We start from the raw sequence: 23,785 nt of genomic DNA, 5'->3' as shown, positions 1-23,785 counted from the left end.
GGTTACTCTCCTTCAACCCGCATGATGCTGGCGACACCCCGCACGGTGTCGAGCTTGCGCAACGCCTCGACGGTCCCGACGAGGGCCGCGTCGGACGCACGGTGGGTGACGACGACGAGGGAGGCCTCGCCGTCCTTGCCCTGCTGGCGGACGGTGTCGATGGACACGCCGTGCTCCGCGAACACGGTCGCGACCTGGGCGAGAACGCCCGGCTTGTCCGCCACGTCAAGGCTGATGTGGTACCGCGTGACGACCTCGCCCATCCCGGAGACGGGAAGGGCCGCGTACGCGGATTCGCCGGGACCGGTCGCGCCGTTGAGCCGGTTGCGGCAGACGGCGACGAGGTCGCCGAGCACGGCGGACGCGGTCGGGGAGCCGCCCGCGCCGGGGCCGTAGAACATCAGCTGGCCGCTGGCGTCGGACTCCACGAACACCGCGTTGTACGCGCCGCGCACGGAGGCCAGCGGATGGGTCAGCGGGATCATCGCGGGGTGCACGCGCGCGGTGACGGACCCGCCGTCCGCGGCCCGCTCGCAGATGGCGAGCAGCTTGATGGTGCAGCCCATCTCCTTGGCGGAGGCGAAGTCGGCCGCGGTCACCTCGGTCATGCCCTCGCGGTAGACGTCGTCGAGACGCACGCGCGTGTGGAAGGCGATGCCGGCGAGGATGGCCGCCTTGGCGGCCGCGTCGAACCCCTCGACGTCGGCGGTCGGGTCGGCCTCCGCGTACCCCAGGGCGGTGGCCTCGTCGAGGGCCTCCTGGTACCCGGCCCCCGTCGAGTCCATCTTGTCGAGGATGAAGTTCGTCGTCCCGTTGACGATCCCGAGCACCCGGTTGACCTTGTCGCCGGCGAGGGACTCGCGCAGCGGGCGGATCAGCGGGATGGCGCCGGCGACGGCGGCCTCGTAGTAGAGGTCCTTGCCGTGCTTCTCGGCGGCGGCGTGCAGGGCGGCGCCGTCCTGGGCGAGGAGCGCCTTGTTGGCGGAGACGACGGAGGCGCCGTGCTCGAAGGCGGTGGTGATGAGCGTCCGGGCGGGCTCGATGCCCCCGATGACCTCGACGACGACGTCGATGTCGCCGCGTTTGACGAGGGCGGTGGCATCGGTGGTGACCAGCGCGGGGTCGATGCCCTCACGGACCTTGGCGGGACGCCGTACGGCCACGCCCGCGAGCTCCACCGGGGCGCCGATGCGGGCGGCGAGGTCGTCGGCGTGCGTCGTCATGATGCGCGCCACCTCTGAGCCGACCACTCCACAGCCCAGCAGCGCCACCTTCAGCGGACGCGTACGCATCATCCGACCTCGTTTCCTCATACCGTCTACGGTTGCACCAGTCTCACTCACCGGACGGAAGTTTCTGCCCTTCGTCCGGATCGTGAGACATCTATTTCATTTGTACCGGGGTGGGTGACGGGAGATCTTCCACCCCGGTGTCCATGGCCGTCGCTGGGCTCCGGCCGTGGATCAGCCGACGTCGAGCCGCAGGAGGTCCTCCTCCGTCTCCCGCCGCACGATCTCCCGGGAGGCGCCGTCGCGCACGGCGACGACCGGCGGCCGCAGCACGTGGTTGTAGTTGCTGGCCATGGAACGGCAGTACGCGCCGGTGGCCGGTACGGCGATGAGGTCGCCCGGAGCCAGGTCGGCCGGCAGGAACGCGTCCTTCACGACGATGTCCCCGCTCTCACAGTGCTTGCCGACGACCCGGGCGAGCATGGGCTCGGCGTCGGAGGTCCGGGACACCAGGGCGACGCTGTACTCGGCGTCGTACAGCGCGGTGCGGATGTTGTCGGACATGCCGCCGTCGACGGAGACGTACGTGCGCAGCCCGTCGAGGGGCTTGACGGTCCCGACCTCGTAGAGCGTGAAGGCGGTCGGCCCGACGATGGCCCGCCCGGGCTCGACGGAGATGCGCGGCGTGCGCAGCCGGGCGCTCTCACACTCACGGGTGACGATCTCCGTCAGCGCCTTGGCGATCTCATGCGGCTCGCGCGGGTCGTCGTCACTGGTGTAGGCGATCCCGAGCCCGCCCCCGAGATCGACCTCGGGCAGCTCGACCCCGTGCTCGTCCCGGATGTCCTTGAGCAGCCCGACGACGCGGTGCGCGGCGACCTCGAACCCGGACATGTCGAAGATCTGCGACCCGATGTGGGAGTGGATCCCGATGAGCTCGAGACCGTCGAGCTGCAACGCCCGCCGCACGGCCTCGGCGGCCTGCCCGCCGGCCAGCGGGATGCCGAACTTCTGGTCCTCGTGCGCGGTGGCGATGAACTCGTGGGTGTGCGCCTCGACGCCGACGGTGATACGGATCTGCACCCGCTGGCGCCGGCCCAGCTCCTGCGCGATGTGGGCGACGCGGACGATCTCCTGGAACGAGTCGAGGACGATCCGCCCCACACCGGCCTCGACGGCGCGCCGGATCTCGCCCGTGGACTTGTTGTTCCCGTGGAAGGCGATCCGCTCGGCGGGCATCCCGGCCGACAGCGCGGTGGCGAGCTCGCCGCCGGAGCACACGTCGAGGTTGAGCCCCTCCTCGTGCAGCCACCGCACGACGGCACGGGAGAGGAACGCCTTGCCCGCGTAGAAGACGTCGGCGTCCTGCCCGAAGGCCTCGCGCCAGGCGCGGGCGCGGGCCCGGAAGTCGGCCTCGTCGAGGACGTAGGCGGGGGTGCCGTGCTGTTCGGCGAGGGTCTGCACGTCGACCCCGCCGACGGTGACGACACCGTCGTCGCCCCGGGCGACGGTCCGGGCCCACACCTTGGGGTCGAGGGCGTTGAGGTCCGTGGGCGGGCCCGAGTAGTGCCCCTCGGGGAGGACGTCGGCGTGACGGGGCCCGGCGGGGTGTGCGGAACGGCTCATGACTCTTGTCGGCTTCCTCAGAGATGTTCGGGTGCGTCGATGCCGAGCAGGGACAGGCCACCGGCCAGCACCGCCCCGGCGGCTTCGGCGAGCGCGAGCCGGGCACGGTGGGTGGCCGAGGGTTTCTCCGCCCCGCGCGGCAGCACCGCGGGCAGCAGGGGCAGCACGGCATCGGCGACGCTGACGAGGTGCCGGGCAAGACGATCGGGGGCACGGTGGGCGGCGGCTTGGGCCAGGACGCGGGGGTGGTCGGCGAGGATGGGGTGGAGGGGGTGGGGGGTGGCCGTGTGGTCCCTCGAGCCCGGCTCGGCCGGGGTACCGGCGGGCGGGGTGAGGGTGCCCCCCGGCCGGGCGGAACCGCCGTCGGACTCGACCGCACTGGCCCCGATCGCACTGGCCCCGATCGCACCGGGCTCGGCACGGAATCCCAGGTCGGCGGCGTTACGGCTGACGGCCCGGATGCGGGCGTGCGCGTAACGGACACGGAAGAGGGGGTTGCCCTCACGCTGGACGAGATGCTCGTCGGAGATACGGGGCCGGTCGTGGGCGGCAGGGTGAAGCAGAGCCCACCGACCGGCGTCACGACCGAGACGGAGGGGGGAGGCGGGGGCGGGAACGGGCTGAATGACATGAACCCCCGAGGAGGCCCCCCCACGAGGCGCTCCCTCACCCATCCCGTGGCCCATCCCGCCACCCATGCCGCCGTCAGGCACCCCCAGCACGGTCACCCACTCCCCCGCGGGCGCGCCACCTTCACAGTTGGTACGTACGTCCACCCCCTGGGACCGCAGCAACCGGCCGACGACATCCATGACGACGACGGCCCGGACCTCGCGGGGGGCGTGCAGATGGGCGACCTCACCAGTGGCCCGCTCCACGAACCCGTACCGGGGACCGCGTCGCAGGATGCGGGCGACGAGATCGACGCCGGCGGAATCTCCGAGGGAGATGTTGAGAAACCCGGGCCCGGTGACGACGACGTCCCGCACACCGTCACTGGCGGCGAGCCGGGTGCGCAGGATCTCGGCCACCGTCAGGGGCGGCTGCCCGGCGGGCCGGGCGAGCTGAAGGGCGACGTTGGTGGCGTAGTCACCACAGCCACCGGGCCCGGGAGGGGCGACCTTGACCCGCTCCGGCACGGCGACGTCCAGAACCCCGTCATCGACAGCACGACGCACCGCGCCCAGCACGGTACGGGAGAGCTCGACGGGGGTCACGGGTCAAGCGTATGGGAGGAGGGGGGTGGGGGTGCGAGTGGGTTTGGGCGGGGTGGGGGTGTGGTGCGGCACGGTGCGCACAAAGGGCCACCCCCCTCGGAAGGAACGGGCCGGGCGAGTCGGACCCTCAAACCCTGACGCCGGCCCCCAGCCCCCCACCGACCCGCCGCTCCCCTTCCAACAACCGCCGCACGACACTCACCAGTTCGGCGGGCTCGAAGGGCTTGGGCAGAAAGGCGTCGACCCCGACCTCGAGCCCGCTCTCGATCTCGTACTGCGTACACGCACTGATGATCGCGAGGGGAAGGTCACGGGTACGGCTGTCGCCACGGAGCCGCGCGGCGGTGCGCAGCCCGTCGAGGCGGGGCATGACGACGTCGAGGGTGATCACGTCGGGCCGCACCTGATGGACCACTTCAAGACACTCGGCACCATCGGCCGCGGTCACGACCTCGATGCCCTCCAGCTCGAGATTGACCCTGATCAACTGCCGGATGACCTTGTTGTCGTCCACAACAAGCACCCGGCCGGACGCGCCTGGCACAACTCGAGAGTAGGTCCGGACCGGCCACCGCGTCCGGGTTTTCCCGACTTCCACCCCCTGCGGGGGACCCACCCCAGCTCGCACGGGGTGCCAGACCCCGGGAAACCCGTTCATGAACACCCCACCGGAGCTGGTAGTGTTCTACCCGTCGCCGCGAGCAACGCGACCGACACGCCCCCGTAGCTCAGGGGATAGAGCAACGGCCTCCGGAGCCGTGTGCGCAGGTTCGAATCCTGCCGGGGGCACTCGCCGGTCAGTCAGCAGGAACCAGGCTCTGACCAGGACGAATGCCGACATGAGAGAGCGGGAGTCAGTCTCACTGACTCCCGCTCTCTCGCACTGTCTCTCAGGGTTCGCGACACACCTCCGACACACCGGAGGGCCGTCCAGTCCGTCCAGGAGGTTGGCGGGTGCAGATCACGGCAACGGAGTTTCGAGCGACGGCGCTCCCCCAGCCGCTACGGTTCCCTCCGCCTTACGCCGACAGGACGACCAACCCTTCTGGGTACTCCTACTGGTGGCAGCTTCTTAAGATCGTGTTCGACCTTCCAGACCCCCGCCGCTTCCCCTCAGTGAGCGGCTTTTCCGCTGATGAACTCGCGGTAATCAAGCGATACATCGCTTGCTGCGAGGAACTGTCGGAGTCAACGGTTCTCAGCAGCCGCGGGGGAATCAGGTTGAGCGTCCAGCGCGCACCGGACGGAAGCCAGAAAGAGAAGCTAACCGCCGAGTTTCCTCCCCGTGAAGCGATCCGAGGAACTACCGTTCTATGGCGGCAGCTGTACAGCAACGAGGAACGGGCAAGCTACACGAAGGTACGCAAAATCATTGGGCGCCGCATTCACGACACCGTTGATTCTGAGCGCGACCGCCGCGACGAAGTACAGCGCCGTTGGAACGGGGCTCACGGGCAGTTGCGCGCCTACCTCCTGACCTTCCTGGCAGACCGCACCGTGTGCGAGGCCCGAGGCTGGAGTACGGATATGCTCCCCAACGCTGATGTGAAGCCGGAAGCGTTGGTGAGGCTTTTCCAGTACGGTGACCTTATCCATTGGGGCGAAGGAGCGGAAGAACTCAGCCATCTCTCCAACGACGAGTTCAATCACGCTTGGAACACGCTGCGCTACCTAGAGATAGTCATCCAGCTCAGTCATTTCTACCTGGGTTATTCCTTGCTGGCCAAGGCGGCAATATCGCAGTCGACATAGGTGAAGGGGCAAACCGAGAATGGTCTGCCCCTTCACCCATGTCGCACCTAAATTACGTCGCCTTCTTCCTCAAGCGCTCTGGCAATTCGCAAGTTCGCGGCTTCCTCGTGTCCGTCGATGCAGCCGTGATACCGACGATGGATCACCTCCGGGGAGTTTCCGACTCTCCGGGCAACTTCGGCGATCGGCACACCCGCGTTCAACCACCGCGTGATGCACGCGTGCCGCAGGTCGTACGGGCGGCCGGCCAAGGGCGACTTGACGCGCTCTGGGGGCAACGCATACGCCCGCGCCTCCTCCCACACCCGCCAGTAGGTGGAAGAGCCAACCACTCCCCCGCGTTCGTTGCCGAACACGCGCCCTTCCCTGGCCGTCCCGAACTCCTTCAGGTGGGCCTGGAGGATAGCGACCAAGACGGGCGGGATGGGCACCGGGCGGTCGCTGGTCGCCTCCCGCGCCTTCAGGCCGCGGCGGTCATGCCGCTCGCCTGAGTCGGTCCACTGCTTGCCGGAGACAGGGCGTGTCTCCCGCAGCGTGAGCGTGCCCCAACCCGTCTCCGGCAGGTGGCAGTCAGACCGCCTCAGCCCGACCGCCTCAGCGGGCCGCAGGCCCGCGTAGTACAGGACCGCGTAGAAAGCCGCCAGGCGCCGCCCGCGGCAGCGATCCCATGACCCGACGTAGGAGACTGCGGTGAGCAGCTGCCGGGCCTGTACGGCGTTCACGAGGACGCGGCGGTCCACCACCTCATTGGAGCCGACGTGCTTCCGGCGAGCACGCTGAAGCGGGTTCTCCGGAAGCTCCCCCACGACCACGGCGTGTTCGAGAGCGGTGTTCAGAGCGCGGCGCCGCCGCTTGTAGGTGTCGCCCGCAGCCGGAGCGCCATCCAGCTTGTAGCTGAGGCGGTACAGCACATCCTCGAACACCTCGGGGTCGGCCAGATCACCCAACGGCCGGTCGGTCGTCGTGACCCAATCGTACGCGGCCTTGAGTTCGGCCGGCGGGTCCTCCCCCGCGTTCGCGGGCACGATCCCCCACCGGAAGGCCAGCCGAAGGGACTCGTCGCCGGGAGCGTCGTCTCCACGCTTGACCATGGCGAGCGTCACAGCCGCAAGACCGTCCGCCATGCCCTCACGGGTCTTGGCCGCAGCCGTACGCCACCGCCCGGCCACGTACTTCCGGCAGAACTCGAACCACCGCACTGGCGGTTCGGCGTCTGCTGCCTCGGCAGCTTCAGCCGCCGCGCGTACCTCGGACTCAGGCAGTCCCGATTCGATCTCGAACGCTTCACCACGCCGGTTCATGGCCTGCCACAGCTCGGACCGTCGGCTCTCCGCGAGAGCCAACGTGGTGAACGTGTCGCCGTGCACTCGCCCTGCGACCACCCACCGGAGGCGCCACGGGCGGGACTTGCGCCCGGTCTTGGTCACCTTCCACAGCTTGACGTCGAAGGAGTAGCCCGGCCGGGCCGACCCGCGAGGGCGCCCGGCCGGGGTGTCGTTCTCGGTGCTCACGCAGCGTCCTCCCGCTCCGCAAGCCAACGCTCGTACTCCGACCGCCGGATCCGCACGTCGCCGTTCGGGAGCTTGATCGCGCGGGGCCCCTTCCCGAGCTGGCGCCACCGGTAGAAGGTCGACGGAGCGACCTTCAGATCAGCGATGACCTCCTTGACGGTCATCTTCTCGTCCCGCGTACGGGCGCTCATTTCGCCATCCCTTCGGCTTCGTCCGCACCGGACAGGTCGGACAGCTCCAATTCCGACTGTCCGGGGTGTTCGTGCTGGTCAGACGGGACAACCGGACAGCCGGACAGTGCGGACACCTCTTGGGCGCCCTGCGTCCGGGTTTCGGTGTCCGGGTAGTACCGGCCGCCGGCGTCCTTGGTGAGCTGTCCGGCGTCGGCCATGCGGTTGCAGGTGCGGCGGATCGTGTCGATGTCGACGTGCGGCAGCTCGCCCGCCATGTCCTTCGGCTTGGCGCCGGGGTGGGCGCGGACGTACCGCAGGATCGTGGCGCGGGTGTCGCTGACGGTGTGGTCGGAGACCAGGCCGTCCAACAGGTGCCAGGCGCCGGAGGCGGGTTGGAAGCTGAGGGCGTACTCGGCTTCGTCCACGTCGCGGCCGGTGACGTGCAGGATGCCGTCCGCCTGCCCACGCGCCCGCTTCAGCACGAGCGTGGCGTCCGCGGCTCCGGCGATGCCGTTGGTGCCGGAGACCTCGGTCAGGAAGTCTTCGGAGCCTGCCTTGCGGACGTGGTGCACGAGGACGACGGCCACGCCGTAGTGGTCGGCGAGCCGCTTGGCGTAGCCGACGGCGACATAGTCCGCGTCGTACGCCGACACCCCGGCCGGGGCCTGTCCGCGCATCTTGGCGAACACGTCGATGACGACCATGCGCGCGTCGGGGTTGCGCTCCAGCCACTGGGCGATGGCCTCGGTCCCGCCCTGCGGGAAGGGCGGGCATTCGGTGACCAGGGTCAGACCGGCGGGCGCGGGCTGGCCCCCGAGCAGCTTGCCCATGCGGGTCTGGAGACGGCGCGGGGTGTCTTCCAGGGCGAGGTAGAGCACCGGCCCGCCCTTGACGGGCACGGAGTCGAACGCCTTGCCGCCGGCCGCGACCGACAGCCCCAGTCCGAGGGAGAGCCAGGACTTGCCGACCTTGGGCGGTCCGGCGAGCACGTTGACGCCCTCGGCGAGGATGCCGGGCACGGCCCATTTCGGCTCGGGGAAGTGTGCGGCCATGAGCTGATCGGCCGTCCATGCGGTCCGGGGGCGCTCCCGCTTTGGCGGCGCGATAGGGGCCGTCTCGGGGTCGCTGGGCACGGAGTACAGGTGCAGGGGCGGGATGGGGTTGGCGCTCATGCGGCGACCGTCCGGGGACGACGTGCTCCGGCACGCAGGCCGGAGGCGATGGTCCGCCGTGCCTCACGCTCGCCCTGGCCGACTTGGAGCGCGGCCGTAAGGAGCCAGCCGGTGACGTCGACTTCGCTCAACTCGCCTCCGGCAACGAGCTGTCCAAGGGCGACCGCGGCGATGTAGAGGCTGTTGTTGTGCTCGTGCGGGCCGGAGCCGGTGACCCGCTGCACCTCCCCGTTGATCGCGGAGCGGAGGAAGGCGGTGCGCCGTCCGTGGCCGGTGAGGGCGACCGTGACGGGTGTCTGTGGGGGCAACGGGGCCGGGCGCAGGAGTTCGGCGAGCCAGCCCGGCAGGGGCGCTACGGGGCCGTGGTGGGTGACCTCGTACGGGTGTCCGGCGAAGGTGCTGCCCGCGCCGACCACGAGTCCGCCCCACGCGCGGGTGTCGACTTTCCAGCCCAGCCCACGGGCGCTGTCCCCGGCGGTGTTGCGCAGGGGCTCGCCCTCGGGCGCGAGGAAGTACAGGTGGGTGCCGCCGCTCCACGTGCGCACCGTGTAGGTGTCGGCGGGGAAGGGCTGGCCGTGGCGTTCGCAGAGCACGGTGAGCACGTCGGCGCCGTCGGTGACGCCATGCTCGGCCCAAGCGGCCGGCGGGGTGTCGCCGGGGTGCTTGGGCTTGTCCAGGTCGATGACGACCAGGCCGGACGGGCCGGTGGCGATGCCGACGTTGAAGGCGGCGACGGACCACGCGCGGGTGATGCGGTCCGGGTCGGTGGTGGCGCGGGTCTCCCAGTCGGAGACGGCCGGGCGCTTGTCACCAGGGATCAGAGGGAAGACGCGCCAGTCGCGCGACGCTGCGTCAAGCGCGGCGGTGAGCTGGGCAGAGCCGTCCAGGTGCGGCATGCTGAGGGTTCTCCTGTTCTGTCTGCGGATGGGCAGGGAGAACCGCGGCGGCGGGCGACCTTGCTGGGGAGTCCCGCCGCCGCGGCGTTGCTACTGGTTCTTGGTCCAGTGGGCGTATTCCTGGCGGACGTAGCCGCGCGGGTCGGCGGCGGTGGCCGGGTGCTCCGGCCAGTACGGGGCGCCGTGGTAGTCGCCCTCGCCGTCCCGGTCGTGCTCGATGAGCCGGCGGGCGGCTTCCGTGGCCACCTCGCCGGCGTCACCCGGCGTGCCGTCCTCCTCGGCACGCAGCGCGATGCGGTCCAGCAGCGCGGCTTTGCGCAGCCAGAACTCCCGCCCCAGGTGCTCGCCGAACGGCTTGTCGGCGGCCGTCTGGGCGGTCCATCCGATCTCGCGGATGATGCTCGGGGCGAGCGCGTACGCCTCGTCCGGCGTGGGCCACGGTCCGGGCTCGGGGCGGTGGTCGGCGGTGACGTACAGGCGGGTGCGCTCGCCGCCGCGGGTGGGGTAGGTGCGGACGGCGCCGGCGGCGAACGCGCCGCTGAGTGCGGCGGCGATCCGGCCGGTGTCGACCGGGTCGCAGATGATGCGGATCTCGAACACGTCTCTCCTCTCGGGGTGGTCAGCCGTGGAAGTGGCTGCGCTTGATGACGGCCTTGCGGATGGTGACGGTGCTGCCGCGGGCGCCGGCGACGGCGCGGGCGGGGGCGCGTCAGGCGAGCCCGGCGAGCGCGATCCAGAGCAGGGCGCCGGAGCCGAGTCCGGCGAGCGCGTGGACGGCCTCGCCGATGCCGTAGCCGACGCCGGCCGCCAGGGCGCCGCCGCCGATGCCGGCGCCTATGAAGCGCTGGGCGAGGGGGTCCAGCAGGGGCAGCGGGGTGAGGTCGCGCGGCTCGGGGCGGGCCATCGGGGGCGGGGCGAGGTGCTTGGGCATGGGGACCATGCGCCCGTAGGCGTCGGGCACCCACACCACCGGCCCGCGCTCGGCGGCCAGTTCGACCGCGGCCGGGGCAGGCGCGTACGGCTCGGTGGACACGTCGTGCGCGAGGGCGGGCAGGGGCGGTTCGTTCACAGCGGTACTCCTCACACGTGCTGGATGGCGTCGATGACGGCGACGGCGAGCTGGTTGATGGGCCCGGCGGCGCCGGTGGAGGCGAGGAAGAAACCGAACCCGGCGGCGGTGAACGCGGCGCCATAGCCGAGGGACTTGGAGCGCAGCAGGAAGAACAGGACGAGTCCGAACAGGGCCACGAGCGAGACGGTGACGGCCACGGGCGGAACCTCCCTTTGGCGGGGTGGGCGGGTGGTCAGTGGGTGCCTTCGCGGTAGATCCGCTGGGCTCGGTTGAAGAGCCAGCGGCCGGCGCGTATGCGCTTGCCTGTGGCCCTGCAGCGGCGGCAGCTCTTGCCGCGCTTGGGCCGTCCCTTGCGGTCGGTTTCCATGGCGAAGCCGAAGCCGTTGCACTTGCGGCAGGTGCCGAACGGGCTGGCCGCACACACTCCGACGTAACCGAGCGTGATGACGAACAGGCAGGCGATAGCAAGGGCGATGGGAGTCACGAGAGGCCCTTCCAGGCGGTTTTCGGGGTTTTCGCAGGTGGGGTGCTATGCGCTAGATTGCAGATCAGGAACTGTTCGAGGTGCTAGCGGGGGTGCTACCGGTAGCAGGGCGACGTGCTACCGGTAGCACCGTCCAGGGCTAGGCGGCGCCCCGCTTTTCGTCACGCTCCGCAATCGCCTTCGTGAGGTCGGCGCGGACGATGCCGCGGCGGGTGGTGCGGGTGCCGTCGTCGGTGGTCCCGGCCACGTCGCGGGTCTTGATGCCGTGCGGCTTGAGCGCGCTGGTGACGTTCTCGCCCTTCCAGCCGCCGTAGACCTCCGGCCGCAGCTCGGCGAGCCGGGCGGCGATCCGCTCGTTCCACACCCGCTCTTCCGACGGCGGCACGACCGCGGCGACGTCGGCGAGCAGGTCGTACGAGGGGCCGGTCACGGCCTCGGGGTCTTCTCCGAGCGCGTGGCCGGACAGGGTTCCCTCGGCCTTGCGCAGGGCGTAGGCGCGCTGCGCGATGGCGTGGGTAGCGTGGTCGTCCAGGTAGGCGGTGCGCACCACGACCGGCAGCGCCGTGGCGCCGGCGAGGTAGCCGTTACCGGCGTCGATCTCCGGGCGGAACGAGGTGGCGCGTACGCCGTTCTTGTACGCGGACGTACCGAGGATCATGTCGTTCTCGACCTGCCCGGCGACCTTGAGGGCAAAGCGAATGGACACGTTGCCGCTGATACCGGTCGGGAGCGAGTCCTTGTCCGGGCGCTGCGTGGCCAGGACGAGGATCACGCCCAGGGCGCGACCGAGCTTGATGATGAACTCGGCGTCGTCACCTGCCTGTTTGCCGTACTTGGGGTGCGCGAACAGGTTCTGGCACTCGTCGAACACGCCCACGAGCGGCCACAGCTTGAGCGAGCGCTTGTCGGCGATGGCACGAGTGATGCGCTTGTCCGGGCACAGGTCCCGCGGCAGCTTCTTGATCGCAGCCGCACGGCGCATGACCTCCTCGCGCAACAGCTTCAGGGAGTCGGCCGCGTACTTGATCGAGTCGTCGTCGATGCCGGAGACGAACCGGTGGCTGACGCATTCGAGGGAGTCCAGGTCGCCGGTTCCCTTGTTCTCGTGCAGCCACAGTTCGACGGACGGGTCCATGGCGGCGCCGCAGGCCAGCACGCGCACGGAGGCGGTCTTGCCCTGGCCGGGCAGCGAGCCGATCAGGATGTTGTGCTGGATCATCGGCACCGACTGAGCCCGGCCGCGCGGGTCGATGCCGAACGGGATCCGCTTGAAGATGTCGTGCTTGCGAGCGTTGGCGAGCGGCCACTTGACGAGTCCGGTCTTGGACAGGTCCCGGTCCCCGACCCACAGGATGAGCCGCCCCTCGTGCTCGTTGGGGTCGGCGTCCGGCCACACGCAGCCGAGCGGGCGGCGCAGGCCGGAGGCGAGTCGGGCGCGCCGGTCGGCCACGTCGGCGACGGTCACCCCGAGCGGCAGGTCGATGTCCGCGCGCCAGCCCGGGCCCTCGCGGGTGATCGGGGCTACGAACTTGATGCCGTCCTGGCCCTTGGCCACGGCACTGGCGATCTGGCCGATGCCAATGGACGCCATGGCCTTGACCACGATGTCGCTGGTCAGCTTCTGCACCTCGGTCTTGATGACCGCGCGGGTAGCCAGCGGCGCATCCGCCGGCGCGCCCAGCCAGCCCAGCGTCAGCACGGTGAGCGTGGCGGCGATGACCTGCGTGCGCGGCTCGGCGCCGTAGACCAGGAACAGGCCCATGGCCAGGGCGGCCAGGGCACCGAGGATGGTGAGGAGCATCCGCAGCCGCACCCGCCGGTCGCGCTGCCGCGAGAGCTTCAGGTACAGCTCGGAGTTCTCCCGGCGCGCCTCGGCCTGCCGCAGCGGCTCACCCTCCGCGTCGACGGCCCAGCGGCCCACCCGGGTCAGGGTGTTGGCCAGGCCGCGCGGCGAGCGCCAGATGAGCTTGGGCACGTACAGGAACGGCACGCGGACCGCGTGGAAGGCGATGGTGTGCCAGACGTGCCCGGTCAGCCACCGCATCGCGTCGACGAACTCCGGGCCCGACTTCACCCACGCCGGGAGGACGTCCAGCCGCTTGGAGTCGCGGATGCGATCGATCAGACCGGGGCCCGACTGAGTCGGAGCCGGACGATCGACCAGGGCCGGGCCGGAGTCGCCCGACTCCCCCTCGCTCGGGTCGGCCGACTCGGTCGGCTTCGCGTCGGCCGACCGGTCGGGCCCGGAGTCGGGCGACGCGTCGGACGTGTGGTCGGCCGACTCGGTGCGGGCCGACCGGGCCTTGTCCAGGTCGACCACGTCGCCCGCCGGGTCAGCGGCCATCTCGGCTTCCAGCCGGTTGAAGAGTTCGTTGTCGTCGTCGGGGTGTTTCACTGAGGGTTCCTTCTCTCTGGGAGGATGCGGGGCCCGGCCGCTGCTTTGGTCGGTTTGGGACCGGGCCCCGCACTGAGCGGGTCAGGCAGCGCGCTGTTCCTCGGGGTAGGTGCAGAGGAGGCACATCCCGAGCGAGGTCGGGATGCAGTAGCTGTAGGTGATCCGGCACTTGGGGCAGGTGCGGCGGGCGAGCATCGCCAGGGCGAGCGCACCCCACTTGCGGGAGGTCATCGGCCGGACCGGCTTCGCGCGGTCGACGCGGTAGAGGTAGGCGACCTGCACCCCGGCCTTGCGGCCCCGGTGACGGCGCATCACCTGTGCTGCGACCGGCTGCCCGCCCGGCCGCAGCCCGGCCGCACGCAGCTGCCGGCGAGTGGCGTAGCCGTCCGGGGCAAATCGCCACGGGTACGTGGGGACCCCGAACCGGTCACCAGACGGGTCGAAGCACTTGCTGTAAGCGGACATCAGGCCGCCACCGCTACGACCAGAGCATCGGTCCGGGCTCCGGCGCGGCCGGCGCGCCGCCCGGTGACCGTGGCGAACAGTCGCCCCAACCCGGCGCGGCGGGTACCGACGCGTGCCTGCTTGGCCGCGTACATCGCCTCATCCGCCCGCCGCAGCAGAGCGGACAGGTCGTCGCCGGGGAAGTCCGCAGCGCGCACCCAACCGAGCGAGACCGTGGTGTGTACGTCCGGGTCCTGGCCGTCGACCGGGCGGGCGAGCACGCCATGCAGCACGGCGAGCAGGTCGGAGGCGGTGCCGTGGTCGTCAATCAGGACGGCGGCGAACTCATCGCCTCCGAGCCGCCCGGCCACTCCGGAGCGGCCGACGTGGTAGGCGAGCCGGTCCGCGGTTGCCTTCAACAGCGCGTCCCCGGCCGCATGCCCGAAGGTGTCGTTGATCTGCTTGAAGCGGTCGACGTCGGCCAGCACCACGACGGCCCGCGGGTCCCGCAGCAGAGCCGTGGCGCGACGGGTGAACGCCTCGCGCGTCCGCAGCCCGGTCAGCGGGTCACGGCGGGCTACGTTCAGGCGCCGCCGTAGCCACAGCGTGTGCGCCGTCCAGCCGGAGGCGACCGGCGCCGCCGCGGCCAGCATGGTCAACACGGTGTTCATGCCGCCGCCTCCTCGGTCCCCTCGTCGCCGTCGACGGCGTGCAGGCGGCGCCCCTCGGCTCGCTCGCTCAGCAACAGGTCGCGCAGCACGCGGGAGTTGGCAGCCGAGCAGTGCAGCGTGGTCCGGATGGCTTCCGCGTTGATCGCGTCATCGGCCCAGTCGGCCGTGGCCTCGCGCGCCTCGGCGAGCAGTTCCGCCGGGGTCCGCGGCGCCTTCGCGGTCTTGGCCTTGCCCTTGGTGCCAGCCGGGCGCTTGCGCGGCGTTTTGGGCGCCTCCGACTTCGGCTTCTCCGTCTGCTGCGGCGGCACGGGCGTGACGTCCTCGCTCGCCGGGGCCAGCTCGCCCAGCTTCAGCAGCACGCGCTCCGGGCGCGGGGTCTTTGACCGCCACCGCCGACCGTGCCGCTCGCGCAGCCGGGCGCGGGCCAGCTGCCGCTCACGCTCCCGCTTCAGCGCCTCGGAGTAGGAGGTGATCTCCCACAGCGTCATCCGCCGCCACAGGGCGAACGTCGACAGCGGGGCGAGCATCCAGCGGGAGAACCGCACCTTCTCCATCCGCCGGCCGGTGGCAGCGCCGATCCGGACGGCGTAGACGTGGGCGCCGATCTCGGAGAACACCACCCACAGCAGGGGCATCGTGCCGTGCGCGACCTTGGCCCACAGCGTTTGCCCGGCGGCGACGTTCAGCCCGCACGTGACGAGCGTCAGCGCCCAGGGCACGAACCGCACCCACGCCAACGCCATGTCCATCCGGATCAGCAGCAGGTTGGCCACGGTGAACACCGGAATGGCCACGTCGATGCCGACCGGCAGCATCCACGGCGCGCCGAAGCCCCAACGGGCGGCAGCAGAAGAGACCGCGTCGAACGAGGCGATCAGCCCCAGGGCGCCGACACCGGCCGCGGCCAGCGCGCCCATTCCTGCAAGGCCCATCTCCGGCTTCGTCAGCGGCGGCACCGCCGGCCGTGCCGTCTCGGTTGCGGTCGTCATGCCGCCGCTCCCTTCCGGGAGGACCGGCGGCGCCTCGCCGGGCTCGCCAGTGGGACGACGTTGAACAGCTCCGGGGCGTGCGCCTCGATCACCTCGGCGGCGATGCGGGCCACGTCGTCCGGCAGGTTGCTGTACTCGGGGTCGGCGAGGATGTCGCGCGCCGCGTCCAGACGGGCCGCACGCTCCTCGTCCGTCTCGCCCTCGGCCCCGAGCCAGAGCTCAATCGGGGTGCCAAGGGCCAACTCCACGAAGTCCTCAGCGGACACGGCCTGTTGATGGCCGACGTACGTGCGCATGGTGCTCTCCTGAGTCGAAGTAGCAGGGAGAACCGCGGCGCCGGGCGACCTTGCTGGGGAGTCCCAGCGCCGCGGAGAATTCAGATTGACCTATGTCAATCTGACTGTCAAGAGAGTCGGACGGAGGCGTAGAGATTGACCTAGGTCCAGCTACTCTCAAACCCATGGAGCAGAGTCCAGAAGCGCCCAAGCAGACGCCCACGGCCAAGGAGATCGCCGCGGATTTTCGCGAGAAGATCACGGGCCCGAACCGCGAGTACGATCCGGGAGACCGGCTCCCTGCGGCTCGCAAGCTCGCCAAAGACCTTGGCGTGCAGCTCATGACCGTGCAGAGCGCCTACGGCCAGCTCCGTGACGAGGGACTGGTTCTCACCCAGCAGGGTCGCGGGACGTTCGTCCGAGACCCGTCGGTGCCGCTCGGTACCGAGCCGGGCAGCAGTCCCGCGTTCACCGCACTGGCGGCAGAACTCAGCTCGATTCATGACGCTCTTCGTCTGCTCGGTGAGCGACTGGACCGCCTTGAACAGCTTGTCGGCGACGAGACTCCACCCTCGCCGTAAGTTCGTCCGCTCGCCGCAGCAGTCGTTCGACCGTGGCGCGCGCCTCGCTCAGACTCGCTTCAATCAAGCCAAGTTCCGTGGGAGTCAGGCCTCCCAACTCGCCGCTCCGCTCGTTGATCCCTGACATGCCAATGAGCATGCGACCGGAAACGGAAGAGGACCCGGACAGACTGTCCGGGTCCTCCTTCCTTGCAAGTCATGCAGGTTGACGCCTCGTCACCGAGTGGCTTCCTCCACGGCGTCGAGCACTGCGGCCCACGGGAGTTCGCGTCCCGCCGGCGCTTCCCTCGGTTCGTACAGCGGCCAGACATCCGGGCCGTAGACGACGTGCACTCCCCCGGCCCGAAGGGCGTCGACGTGGCCCTGCCACGCAGGGTGGCGAGCGTGCGCCGCGTTCACCCGGGGGAAGAGGACAACCGGCAGACCGAGGGTGCCGATGGCCTCGCCAACCTGTGTCAGCGCCTGGTTGTCCATAAGGCCGGTCGCGAGCTTGGCGACCGTGTTGGCCGACGCGGGGACGACCACGTAGCAGTCAACCGGCGGATGCGGTCGGTCTCCTCCGGGGAGACGCGGTTCGTCACGCACAGGCAGGCCGGTGAGCTTCTCCAGCCGCTCAACCTCGCCGATCATCCGCAGCCACTTACCTGCGGTCGGCGTGAGAGTGACGGCCACCTGCCATCCTCGGTCCATCGCGGGCTCGACAAGACCGGTGCGCAGAGCCTCAACGCCTCCGGCTGCCGACCCGACCACACCGAGCACCCCGCGCTTGCCTGAACTCACTGCACCGCCCTGCACCGCTGAGCCATCACGAACACCTCGGACGAACGCGAACCGCCGGTCACGGGAGACTGCTTGATCAGGTCCCGCAGCGTCTCGCGCACCCTCGGATTGTTGCGTACGAGCTGCGGCGATGTCCGCTCAGCCGTACGTAGCTCCGCGAACGCTTCATCCCCCTGCCCAGCGAGGGACAGGGCACGGGCGAAGTCGATACGGTGCGAGACGCTGCGCTCCTGCGGCATGTGGTCGACGTTGATCCGGCCGTGTGCCACCACGTACGAGACGTTGTCGAGGTCCAGCTCAATAGACAGGCGATGGAGCAGTACGTTCGTCGGCCCAAATCCGGTCTGCCAGTAGTTCCCATCCGACCCGAGGTCATCCGCGAGTTCTTCGGCGCGGTCCAGTAGCGCCGTTGCGGCGGGCCGGTCCTGATGCCGTGCCGCCGCGACGGCGGCACGCAGGTGGATCATGCCCAGAAGGCTGAGCGCCGCCGGGTTGCTGTCGGTCACCTGAGCCGACAGCCACGTAGCTGCCGTGTTGCCCAGCTCCAGCGCATCGTCATAGCGCCCGTTGGCGAGCAAGGCATGCGTGCCGGATCGCGCAGCCGACGCCAACACGAGCGGGTCGTCCGACTCATCAGCGGCTCGCATCGCGCGCTCGGCAGCAAGCCATGAGATGTCCGACTCGCCGATCTTCGCAAGAGTCGTAGCCGCAAGGTGGTGCGTACGGGCTGACACTGCCCAGCAGTCGCCGTGGTCATCGCCGCGGCGCGCCGCTCGATCCTCCAGTTCCTGTGCGGTCTGAAGAAGCGCCGGCAAGGCTGCGATCACGCTGCCGAGCCGTCCTCCCTGATAGTCGTTCCATGCCTGCTCGACACGCATGGCCACAGGGGCAGGTGTCGGAAGCTGGGTCTCAGCCTCGGGACCGAAGAGCAGACGCGAGAGCCGACGCGGGCTCATGAGGGCATCACGTACGGCGGGGACATCGTCCTGTTGCCGCTCGTCTTCCATGAGCACGGTCTGACCGAGCAGATCCCCGAGAGGCACGCGCAGGGTGCGCGACAGTTCCGCGAGCATGTCGATACGGGGCGGCTTCCGACGTCCCGTCTCGATCTTTGCGAGCCAGTCAGTACTACGACCGACCAGACCGGCCAGCACCTCTTGCGTGTAGCCGCGGCGCTTCCGGTAGAACGCGATGCGCTCGCCGATGCTGAGGTGATCTCCAAGACCACGCATGTGGTGTTGCCTCCCGCTGCCGAGTAGGGGCGTCTTTCACGGTACCGACGCGGCGGGGAAGGGGTAAGTGATCTCAGCCTTTACCGCCAATGACCAGCGTGCGGCACTGAGCAGGAGCGGACCCGGACGGATTGTCCGGGTCCGATGGAACCGCGTTGGGAGGTGTCCGCACTGTCCGGCTGTCCGGTTAGGGCTCTCACCTGCACAAACAGCCCGGACAGCCCTATGTGCAGCTGTCCGGGCTGTCCGGGCACAGAGGCTGCAACATCCGGGGTGTTACAGCCCGTCGGCGAAGCCGACCTCTCTCAGTTGCAATCGCCGAAGGCGATTTCCGTATGCTCCCACACGACTCGCATGGAATGGCATCGGTCGAACTACCACTCGGCGTGATCTCGTCACTTGGCGCGCCGTTCACTATGACGCTCAGACACGAGCTTCGCCGAAGATTGGGAGGGTCTCGCTGGGGATGACTGAAAGGCCCGACGGATGCAATCCAAGATTGCGACCATCCCAGACCAGTCTTCGTCGGGCAAGACATTACCCCGAGACATCGCGGTGTCCAACTTACGCCTAAACGCCTTCTGGAGCCGGACCTTTTCAAGAAGCTCTCCTTGATAGGCATTCTGCTTCTTGGAGTACCCGGTCCACTGCACAGGCGTAAGCGCACCGGAGGGGTCTTTCAATACGTCCTCACCAAAGTACAACTCCAGCGCACCCGCCCTACCATTGACATCAAGTACCTCTTGACCGGTCGGACCAATCGTTGGATACTTTCGCGCGATATCAATATCAGGATAGCGGAGCACCCTAAAACCGGGAGGAAGTGGGGAGCTCAGCGCAGACAAGGCATCCGACGCAGCAGTATCGTTATCAAAGATGGCGATTACCCTGTTTGCAACCCCAGAAGCCGCGAATGACTTCAACGTCCGAATGAGAGCACCAGCTCCCCCCTCGGCGCCAATTCCGAAATCCATGAACTTCAAGAAATCAATGAGGTGCGGGTATATCACACTGAGTGCACCGCTCAGGAAAGCGGCGTCAGTCGAACCCTCCGTCAGCACAATCACGGGGAAGACAGCAACAGTCGCCCCCTGATTTCTCTCCAGTTCGATCTCGCAGAGTCGAGGATCGGGGGAAACGAAACCACGTCCAATAACATCTGCGAGATTCCAAATCACGGGCACGTCATCATCGTATATCTCAATAACGGCCCGGATGACGTAGCGAATGTCAACGGCATAGTCAATCCAGTCCGCGTCAACACCAAAGTCAAAATCACCGGAATCACTCACCGAGGCCTTTGCATCCTCCAGCCAGGCAGTGAAGTCGAACGATTCCGGCCGATAGTCTTCAGAGGTCTCCGCATATCCGTGATTGAAGGCATTGGCAGTTGACGCAATGTCGATACCCAGAAGCTCCAACCGGTCGCGCATCTTGTGCGAGGAGATCACGAAACCATCCAGATCCCCATTTTCATCGCAAATAGCGTCACTTTCGCGAAAGATAGATGCAGCGTCAGGATTGTAACCTTCTCGGAACGACTGGAACCAGGTATCTCCGACACTAAAATGCGAATGAGCGGCCAAAATCCCCCCTATTACGACTTAGGTGTTTATATTAGCACCTCGGCGAGGCGTAGCCAGGCGGAATGCTCGCAACGATCCACCAGGAGCTCCGGACTGAGCGATCATGCAAGCTTCCCCTCTCGCTCCTCTGAAAGCAGGTCAGGGAGCCTCGGCACACGCCTATTGCTGGCCCGATCGCCACCAGTCAACGACACCACGCCGGCGGTCAGCGAACGGTGGCGCTGCACACCTCCGACACAACCAGGGCCACTGCCCAGAAGGGCCAACCTCCCCCCGCAGGTCGGAGCCGGTGTCAGGCCTTAAGAGCACAATCGCTCAGAGAACGCGACTCCCTCGTCCGATCAATGGGGCCCCACCTCTTCTTCCAGGCCGTCCAGCCCGTGACGTACCGGCAGCGGTAGCCCTGGGCCGACTGAGAGGTGGGGAGGTATCACAGCAGATCCGCGCTGCTGGCAGTTCATGAACCTGGGGATCTACACTGGTGCGTCGCTCCTCTTCTCCGTCTCCATCCACCTCGCACGGTGTTGGTCAAATGAGGTGTTCGTGCCACTGATACCCACCGGCTTGCCTGAGTCCCACCGTGCCCTCGCGCAGGAGGCCGCCCGCATCCACGAGAGTGCAATGTGGAGTGCCCAAGGACAGTTCGAGCAGGCGAAGTTGTGGCGCCTCATCAACTTGATGCTCGGCGTACCAGCAGCAGGTATGGCCGCCGTCTCTGGGGGAACTGCGCTCGCTGGTGACGTTGGTATCTGGCCCGGCGTCCTCGCCCTCGCCGCGGCCGCCTTCAGCGCGACGCTGACCACTGTGAATGCCTCGCGCCGTATGACGCAGGCCCAGGCATCGGCGAACGCCTACCTCCAACTACAGACGGCCGCACGACAGTTCCTCGCGATTGACCTAATCGACATGAGTCGTGAGGACGCACGGGACACCCTACGCAACCTCACCAACACCCGAGATGAACTGAATAAGACTGCGGATCCTCCGGGTCGCCTGGCCTACAAGCTGTCCGGCCGGAACATCAACGGTGGCGGCCAGAGCTACGGAGCAGACAGGGAAGAATAGGCATGGCGACAACCATCGTGGGCGCATTCAACGAGTTCAACGACGACAAGGTGAAGCCCTCGACCGCTACGTGGGCCAAAGTGTACGAACGCCGGAATGCTGTCGTGAACGTCATCAAGGCAGCCTTCCCCTCCAGCAACGACATCAGCTACCAGTCACACAGGATCATTGGCTCACTCGGACGCAAAACCGCTTGCAACCCCGTTGATGACATCGACCTGATGGTTCATCTGAGCGTCGACCAAGAGCTGTGGGACCGTAAGTACCGATACAACTCCTCCGATTTCCTATATCGGATTCGTAGGGTTCTTAACGAGAATTCTCCGGTTCGTAAAATCGGCTCTCGCGGTCAGGCCGTCCGATTCTTCTACGCCGACGGTCTGAGTGTTGACGTGGCGCCGGTCGAGAAGTACGACAGCGGAAACTACGCAATTCCTGATGGTAGTGGCAAATGGCTGACCACCAACCCCATCACGCACGAAACGTATCTGGATAAGTGCAATGGCGCCTTGGACGGCGACCTCAAGCGGATCATCAGGTTTGCAAAAAAATGGAACAAAGCGCACAGCTCACGCCTCACCTCTTTCCACCTTGAAATGATGGTCGCCCGGACGTACGCAACCATGGGTAACAACTCTCGGACCGCACTCCGACTGTTTTTCGACTACAATCTTTACAACTTGTCCGTCGACGACCCAGCTGGATTTAGTGGAGACCTTTCTACCTACCTGAACCAAGCTGGCAGAACTGCTGTGAACGACAGTCTTATGAGCGCTCGGGACAGGGCGGACCTCGCTTTGGAAGCTGAAAACCGAGGCGACCACCGTGAGGCCATGCGCCTTTGGCGGATCATCCTCGGCAATGACTTCCCGACCTACGGCTGATCGAGTCTGCTTACTCCCTATGTCTTCATCTAAGTAGACCGTCCGACGCCCGACTGACAGCTAGCGTGCGCGGCAACACAGACCTCCGAGATGACTTCGGGTGGTCAACTGAGATCAATCGGCTGTAACACTCCGGGGGTGGGCTCCTGAGTAACTCAAGCCCCCGGGGTGTCACAGACTGTCCGCAAAGCCGACCTGACAATCAGGCGCAGGAGCCGAAGGCCACTCCTGTACTACTTTGGCCCACTACGTAGCGAGCGCACACAGTTGACTACTCTCATCCGGGACCTCGCGAGGGGCTCGAAACGCTAGGCAGCGTCCGACACACCTCCGACACATTCCGCAGCATCCGGGGACCCCTGGCAGATTCCGCCGCAGGTCAGCGCGGTTGAGGCGAGATCGGCGCAATCACTCCGGAGCCGTGTGCGCAGGTTCGAATCCTGCCGGGGGCACCCTGTATGAGGTGCCCAAAGACCCCGTCACCAGCGGAAACGCTGAGGCCGGGGTCTTCGCGTAGGTGCAGGGGTGTGCCGCGCGGAGCGGGCGTCTGTCGGGGTCTGTGGACGAGGCGTAGACGGGGTCTTGGGGCATCGCCGCAGGTAACTGTTGCTTTTCGATGGACGGCCAGATGATGCTCGTCGCAGCGGTGCGCCTGCCGGCCCCGTTCCCCGGCCACCCCGCCGGCACATGGCAGTCGACTGCTTGGATCAGCGGCATGACTGACTGGTCTCGGCTTCACCACGCCTATGGCACCGCAGAAGACATCCCCCGCCTGCTCGATGGAGCGAGTGCGGACCCGCTGGGCCCCGACTGGGACGAACTGTGGTCCCGGCTGTGCCATCAGGGCACTGTCTACTCGGCGAGCTACGCGGCCCTGCCCTCTCTGACCAGGATGGCGCGGCAATGGCCGCCCCCGTATCGTCAGGCGCCGCTGTATCTGGCCGGCTCGATCATGGCCAGCTCGGACCGGCCCTACGACGGAAGAGATCCCCGGGTGACCTACGCCTCGCAGATATCCGAGCTGATCCGACTGACCGAGGAAGCCCTTCAGGACCCCACACTCGCTGACGCCCCGGGGACTTACATCGACTTGCTGGCCACGCTTCTGAGTCTTCAGGGTGTCGAGGTCTGGGGCGAGGAGCTCGACGGAGTGCACCATGGGGAGTACGAGGTCCCCTGTCCTGCATGCGCCTCAGAGAACTTCATCGTCCTCGGAGAGGACGGCTTCTTCTCCACCATGGACAGCATGTACATGGAGCAGTCCGCGGCGAGAAGGGTACCGCTGCAGCCCCGGTCCCCCGAAGCCCTGTTCGGGCTGGCCCGAACCCTCCACTCGCGCGCGCTCGCGGACGGCCACCCCGGCATCGCGCACAAGTTGACCTACGTCTTCGGCAACGCACAGTGCGCCGAGTGCGACGTGGTCTTCAGTGTCGAGGAAGCCATCACCACCCGATGGGACTGACGAGACCGCGCCCGTTCCCACGGACGGTCTCAGATGACACTGGAGCCCCTGGAAAGACTCCAGGGACTCCAGTGCCGAGGCAGGTGACGTCATTCGTACTCGCGCAACAGGTCCTCGATGCGCCGGTTGGCGACGTTCTGCCGTCCGTCGAGGCACTTCGCGTAGCGGGTCAGCAGGACCTTCACGCTGTTGCCTGCGCGCTCGGCCCCTCGGCCGGGTCGACACCGGCGTTGAGCCACGTCGGTTGCGCCGAGCGTCGAAGGTCATCTCTTACCGCTCGGAGCGGCGC

General features: G+C 68.0%; 25 protein-coding genes, 1 tRNA gene and 1 pseudogene. 6 read left to right on the top strand and 21 right to left on the bottom strand.

The features are described from left to right. Positions 1–2 precede the first annotated feature (2 nt). The 4 genes from F8R89_RS23995 to F8R89_RS23980 form a co-directional block, all read right to left on the bottom strand. Positions 3–1,292, bottom strand: coding sequence for a homoserine dehydrogenase (locus F8R89_RS23995; RefSeq protein WP_151788269.1), 1,290 nt, complete (start codon positions 1,290–1,292; stop codon positions 3–5). Positions 1,293–1,463: 171 nt separating this feature from the next. Then, positions 1,464–2,855, bottom strand: a complete 1,392-nt coding sequence (gene lysA / locus F8R89_RS23990) for a diaminopimelate decarboxylase (protein WP_151785876.1) — start codon at positions 2,853–2,855, stop codon at positions 1,464–1,466. A gap of 17 nt (positions 2,856–2,872) precedes the next feature. Beyond that, the gene (gene nrtL, locus F8R89_RS23985; protein ID WP_151785875.1) at positions 2,873–4,072 is read right to left on the bottom strand and encodes an ArgS-related anticodon-binding protein NrtL; all 1,200 of its coding nucleotides are present in this window, start codon (positions 4,070–4,072) and stop codon (positions 2,873–2,875) included. Positions 4,073–4,199: 127 nt separating this feature from the next. After that, positions 4,200–4,730: a response regulator gene (locus F8R89_RS23980; protein ID WP_151785874.1), complete on the bottom strand. Its 531-nt coding sequence runs from the start codon at positions 4,728–4,730 to the stop codon at positions 4,200–4,202. A 59-nt stretch (positions 4,731–4,789) separates the two neighbouring features. Between F8R89_RS23980 and F8R89_RS23975 the strand changes: the two genes are divergently transcribed. Continuing rightward, positions 4,790–4,861, top strand: a tRNA-Arg gene (locus F8R89_RS23975). Between the two features lie 165 nt (positions 4,862–5,026). After that, the gene (locus F8R89_RS23970) at positions 5,027–5,824 is read left to right on the top strand and encodes a hypothetical protein (protein ID WP_151785873.1); all 798 of its coding nucleotides are present in this window, start codon (positions 5,027–5,029) and stop codon (positions 5,822–5,824) included. Between the two features lie 47 nt (positions 5,825–5,871). Here the strand turns inward: F8R89_RS23970 and F8R89_RS23965 are convergent, their stop codons facing one another. The 13 genes from F8R89_RS23965 to F8R89_RS23905 all read right to left on the bottom strand — a co-directional run bounded on the left by F8R89_RS23965 (position 5,872) and on the right by F8R89_RS23905 (position 15,927). Then, the gene (locus F8R89_RS23965; RefSeq protein WP_192806212.1) at positions 5,872–7,335 is read right to left on the bottom strand and encodes a tyrosine-type recombinase/integrase; all 1,464 of its coding nucleotides are present in this window, start codon (positions 7,333–7,335) and stop codon (positions 5,872–5,874) included. Beyond that, a complete protein-coding gene (locus F8R89_RS23960; RefSeq protein ID WP_111004752.1) occupies positions 7,332–7,526 on the bottom strand; it encodes a helix-turn-helix transcriptional regulator in 195 nt (64 codons plus the stop codon). The genes F8R89_RS23965 and F8R89_RS23960 overlap by 4 nt, the downstream gene beginning before the upstream one ends. Beyond that, positions 7,523–8,680: an AAA family ATPase gene (locus F8R89_RS23955; protein WP_151785872.1), complete on the bottom strand. Its 1,158-nt coding sequence runs from the start codon at positions 8,678–8,680 to the stop codon at positions 7,523–7,525. The genes F8R89_RS23960 and F8R89_RS23955 overlap by 4 nt, the downstream gene beginning before the upstream one ends. Next, positions 8,677–9,576, bottom strand: coding sequence for a bifunctional DNA primase/polymerase (locus tag F8R89_RS23950; protein ID WP_151785871.1), 900 nt, complete (start codon positions 9,574–9,576; stop codon positions 8,677–8,679). Before F8R89_RS23950 ends, F8R89_RS23955 begins: the two co-directional genes overlap by 4 nt. Before the next feature lie 90 nt (positions 9,577–9,666). Further along, a complete protein-coding gene (locus tag F8R89_RS23945) occupies positions 9,667–10,176 on the bottom strand; it encodes a hypothetical protein (RefSeq protein ID WP_151785870.1) in 510 nt (169 codons plus the stop codon). 109 nt (positions 10,177–10,285) lie between these two features. Continuing rightward, positions 10,286–10,645, bottom strand: a complete 360-nt coding sequence (locus tag F8R89_RS23940) for a hypothetical protein (RefSeq protein WP_225994476.1) — start codon at positions 10,643–10,645, stop codon at positions 10,286–10,288. Positions 10,646–10,656: 11 nt separating this feature from the next. Beyond that, the gene (locus F8R89_RS23935) at positions 10,657–10,845 is read right to left on the bottom strand and encodes a hypothetical protein (RefSeq protein WP_151785869.1); all 189 of its coding nucleotides are present in this window, start codon (positions 10,843–10,845) and stop codon (positions 10,657–10,659) included. A gap of 35 nt (positions 10,846–10,880) precedes the next feature. After that, positions 10,881–11,132 carry a hypothetical protein gene (locus F8R89_RS23930; RefSeq protein WP_151785868.1) on the bottom strand — a complete coding sequence of 84 codons (252 nt, stop codon included), beginning with the start codon at positions 11,130–11,132 and terminating at the stop codon, positions 10,881–10,883. 139 nt (positions 11,133–11,271) lie between these two features. Next, on the bottom strand, positions 11,272–13,527 hold the full coding sequence (locus F8R89_RS23925; protein WP_192806211.1) for a cell division protein FtsK: 2,256 nt from the start codon (positions 13,525–13,527) through the stop codon (positions 11,272–11,274). Between the two features lie 81 nt (positions 13,528–13,608). After that, the gene (locus F8R89_RS23920) at positions 13,609–13,992 is read right to left on the bottom strand and encodes an RRQRL motif-containing zinc-binding protein (protein WP_151785867.1); all 384 of its coding nucleotides are present in this window, start codon (positions 13,990–13,992) and stop codon (positions 13,609–13,611) included. After that, positions 13,992–14,642 (bottom strand): GGDEF domain-containing protein, encoded by a 651-nt coding sequence (locus F8R89_RS23915; protein WP_151785866.1) that lies wholly within the window; start codon positions 14,640–14,642, stop codon positions 13,992–13,994. The genes F8R89_RS23920 and F8R89_RS23915 overlap by 1 nt, the downstream gene beginning before the upstream one ends. Beyond that, positions 14,639–15,631, bottom strand: coding sequence for a DUF2637 domain-containing protein (locus F8R89_RS23910; RefSeq protein ID WP_225994475.1), 993 nt, complete (start codon positions 15,629–15,631; stop codon positions 14,639–14,641). Before F8R89_RS23910 ends, F8R89_RS23915 begins: the two co-directional genes overlap by 4 nt. Beyond that, on the bottom strand, positions 15,628–15,927 hold the full coding sequence (locus F8R89_RS23905; RefSeq protein WP_151785865.1) for a hypothetical protein: 300 nt from the start codon (positions 15,925–15,927) through the stop codon (positions 15,628–15,630). Before F8R89_RS23905 ends, F8R89_RS23910 begins: the two co-directional genes overlap by 4 nt. A 164-nt stretch (positions 15,928–16,091) precedes the next feature. Here F8R89_RS23905 and F8R89_RS23900 point away from each other — a divergent pair, with 164 nt between their 5' ends. Further along, complete coding sequence (locus tag F8R89_RS23900) at positions 16,092–16,487, top strand: GntR family transcriptional regulator (protein ID WP_030784520.1); 396 nt, start codon at positions 16,092–16,094, stop codon at positions 16,485–16,487. A 216-nt stretch (positions 16,488–16,703) separates the two neighbouring features. On the opposite strand, the gene F8R89_RS23895 is transcribed toward F8R89_RS23900, so the two are convergent. The 3 genes from F8R89_RS23895 to F8R89_RS23885 form a co-directional block, all read right to left on the bottom strand. Next, on the bottom strand, positions 16,704–17,237 hold the full coding sequence (locus tag F8R89_RS23895) for a flavoprotein (protein WP_225994652.1): 534 nt from the start codon (positions 17,235–17,237) through the stop codon (positions 16,704–16,706). Positions 17,238–17,263: 26 nt separating this feature from the next. After that, positions 17,264–18,499, bottom strand: coding sequence for a helix-turn-helix domain-containing protein (locus F8R89_RS23890; RefSeq protein ID WP_151785863.1), 1,236 nt, complete (start codon positions 18,497–18,499; stop codon positions 17,264–17,266). Positions 18,500–18,894: 395 nt separating this feature from the next. Further along, entirely contained in the window at positions 18,895–20,085 is a 1,191-nt protein-coding gene (locus tag F8R89_RS23885; RefSeq protein WP_151785862.1) for a hypothetical protein, read from the bottom strand. Positions 20,086–20,628: 543 nt separating this feature from the next. Between F8R89_RS23885 and F8R89_RS23880 the strand changes: the two genes are divergently transcribed. The 3 genes from F8R89_RS23880 to F8R89_RS23870 all read left to right on the top strand — a co-directional run bounded on the left by F8R89_RS23880 (position 20,629) and on the right by F8R89_RS23870 (position 23,496). Continuing rightward, the gene (locus F8R89_RS23880; protein WP_225994474.1) at positions 20,629–21,150 is read left to right on the top strand and encodes an SLATT domain-containing protein; all 522 of its coding nucleotides are present in this window, start codon (positions 20,629–20,631) and stop codon (positions 21,148–21,150) included. A gap of 2 nt (positions 21,151–21,152) precedes the next feature. Further along, positions 21,153–22,034 carry an SMODS domain-containing nucleotidyltransferase gene (locus F8R89_RS23875; RefSeq protein WP_151785860.1) on the top strand — a complete coding sequence of 294 codons (882 nt, stop codon included), beginning with the start codon at positions 21,153–21,155 and terminating at the stop codon, positions 22,032–22,034. Between the two features lie 616 nt (positions 22,035–22,650). Continuing rightward, a complete protein-coding gene (locus F8R89_RS23870; RefSeq protein ID WP_225994473.1) occupies positions 22,651–23,496 on the top strand; it encodes a hypothetical protein in 846 nt (281 codons plus the stop codon). Between the two features lie 89 nt (positions 23,497–23,585). Here the strand turns inward: F8R89_RS23870 and F8R89_RS36270 are convergent. Continuing rightward, a pseudogene (locus F8R89_RS36270) lies at positions 23,586–23,764 on the bottom strand (site-specific integrase); the annotation flags it as partial. Positions 23,765–23,785: the final 21 nt, after the last annotated feature.

This window comes from Streptomyces sp. SS1-1 (assembly GCF_008973465.1).
In the GTDB taxonomy this organism is placed as follows: domain Bacteria; phylum Actinomycetota; class Actinomycetes; order Streptomycetales; family Streptomycetaceae; genus Streptomyces.
The sequence above is the reverse complement of the archived record's forward strand: the minus strand, read 5'-3'. Positions and strand labels throughout refer to the sequence as shown.